The sequence below is a fragment of the Stenotrophomonas sp. STEN022 genome, assembly GCF_056760155.1.
In genome coordinates, this window is record NZ_JBRREG010000189.1 from 1 (window position 1) to 2350 (window position 2350).

Annotated in this window: 2 protein-coding genes; both read left to right on the top strand. The window is 65.8% G+C overall.

The window, feature by feature from the left end; all coding sequences use genetic code 11:
• The first annotated feature begins 205 nt into the window (after positions 1-205).
• A complete protein-coding gene (gene pdxY / locus ACVOMF_RS20830) occupies positions 206-1114 on the top strand; it encodes a pyridoxal kinase (RefSeq protein ID WP_481510966.1) in 909 nt (302 codons plus the stop codon).
• Positions 1111-2226, top strand: coding sequence for a prephenate dehydrogenase (locus tag ACVOMF_RS20835; RefSeq protein WP_481510967.1), 1116 nt, complete (start codon positions 1111-1113; stop codon positions 2224-2226). The genes pdxY and ACVOMF_RS20835 overlap by 4 nt, the downstream gene beginning before the upstream one ends.
• The last annotated feature ends 124 nt before the right edge of the window (positions 2227-2350 follow it).

Genomic DNA, 2350 nt, shown 5'->3' on the forward strand with positions numbered 1-2350 from the left:
CCTCCCCCCCCCCCTCCCCCCCCCTCCCCCCCCCCGCGGCGTCGCCTCCCCCCCCCCCCCCCCCCCCCCCCCCCCCCCCCCCCCCCCCCACTACATGAATCAAAGCCGCAGCTTGCTGCGGCTTTTTTTCGTCATGCCATCTGCCATTGGTTGCGCACGCAAGCGTATGCAGTCGCGCCTTGTCCTGCGGACGTAGAATAGGGCGATGAACGAAGTCGACCATAGCCATCTCGTGCACGGTCGTCGGCAACGCCCGGATGGGCCGTCGCCGGTGGACGTGATTTCCGTGCAATCCCAATTGGTCTACGGCCATGCCGGTAACAGCGCGGCCGTACCGCCGTTGCGCGCCCTGGGCCTGCGCGTCGCCGAAATTCCCACCACTTTGCTGAGCAATGCGCCGTTCTACGCGACGCTGCGCGGCCGTGTGCTGCCTGCAGACTGGTTTGCCGAGCTGCTGCAGGGCGCAACCGAGCGGGGACTGCCGCAGCGCGCTGGCGCTTTGGTATCCGGCTACTTCGGCAGCGTCGCCAATGGCGCCGCCTTTGCTGATTGGCTGGACGTAGTGCTGCCGCAGTCGCCGCAGTTGCGTTACTGCCTGGACCCGGTGATCGGCGACACCCATACCGGTCCCTACGTTGAGCCGGGGCTGGAAAAGATCTTCATCGAACGCCTGCTGCCGCACGCCTGGCTGGTCACCCCCAACGCCTTTGAGCTGGGTCGTTTGACCGGCATGCCCGCACTGGAACAGGACGATGCCATCGCCGCCTCGCGCAAGCTGCTGGAGCGAGGCCCGGAATGGGTGATTGCGCATTCGGTCTCCGGCGATCCGGGCGAGCTGGTGACCTTGGCCATCGGCCGCGAACAGATCTGGCGTTGGACCTCGCCGCATCTGCCGGTGGATGTGGCCGGTACCGGTGACGTGTTGATGTCGCTGCTGGTTGCGTTCCTGCTCAAGGGCCATAGCTTCGAGGACGGCGTGGGCCGCGCTATAGCTGGCGTGCACGCGGCGCTGGAGGCGACGCTGGCCACTGGCGTGGAAGAGTTCGACGTGTTGGCGGCCGCACCAGCTGCCTTGGGGACTCCATACCGCTTCCGCGCCGAGCGTCTGGCGTGAGTCTGCGTCCAGTCATCGGCATCGTCGGTAGCGGCGGTGCCTTTGGGCGTTGGCTGCGTGGCTTCTTCGAATCGCGCATGGGTTTGCAGGTGATCGGCCACGATCCGGTCGATGCGGACTCGCAGACCCCGGAGCAGTTGCTGGAACAGGCCGATGTGCTGCTGTTCTCGGCACCGATCCGGCATACGCCTGCGTTGATCCGTGACTACATCCGGCAATCGGCCGGACGTGAGCGCGGCAAACTGTGGCTGGACGTTACCTCGATCAAGGCTGAGCCGGTGGCCGCGATGCTGGAGTCGCAGGCGTCGGTCGCTGGCCTGCACCCGATGACCGCGCCGCCCAAGGCGCCGACCTTGAAGGGCAGGGTCATGGTGGTCTGCGAAGCGCGGCTGGATGCGCATTGGCAGGCGTGGCTGGATGAACTGTGCATCGCCTTGCAGGCCGAATGTGTGCGCGGTACTGCCGAGCATCACGATCGGGTGATGGCGCTGGTGCAGGCCATGGTGCACGCCACCCATCTGGCCCAGGCCGGCGTGCTGCGCGAATACGCGCCGATGCTGGGCTCGCTGAGCGAATTGATGCCGTATCGCTCGGCCGCATTTGAGCTGGATGCGGCGGTGATCTCGCGCATCCTGTCATTGAACCCGGCCATCTATGAAGACATCCAGTTCGGTAACCCGCATGCCGGTGAAGTACTGGATCACCTGTTGCGGCAGTTGCAGCAGCTGCGCGGGCTGGTGGGGCAGGGCGACGATGCCGCGCGAGCGCTGTTCCGTAGCCAGTACCTCGCCGAGAACAAGGCGGCGGTGGACGAGCAGACCCTGCGCGATGGCAACTATAGCTTCGAGCGGGTCGGTTACCTGCTGGCGGACCTGACTGAGCAGCGTGCGATGAGTGTGCATCTGCCGGAGGATCGTGCCGGCTCCTTGCGTGAGTTGCTGCATGTGTTCGAGCGGCATGGCATCAGCCTGGCCTCGATTCATTCCTCGCGCACACCGAGTGGTGAAGTGCATTTCCGGATGGGCTTCGTGCAGGCCTACACGGCCGATGTGATTTCAGCGGCCAGCGACGAGATCAATAGCAGCGGTATAGGCCGCGTGCTGGAGCGCTAAGCCTGCAGTAATTGTAGGAGCTGTGGGGGCCGCCTTAAACCCCCCGCACCCCCCCCCCCCCCCACCCCCAAGACCCATGGAATTTGCCACGGGTGGTGATCGGTAGGGGTCGCCCCCGAAGCCG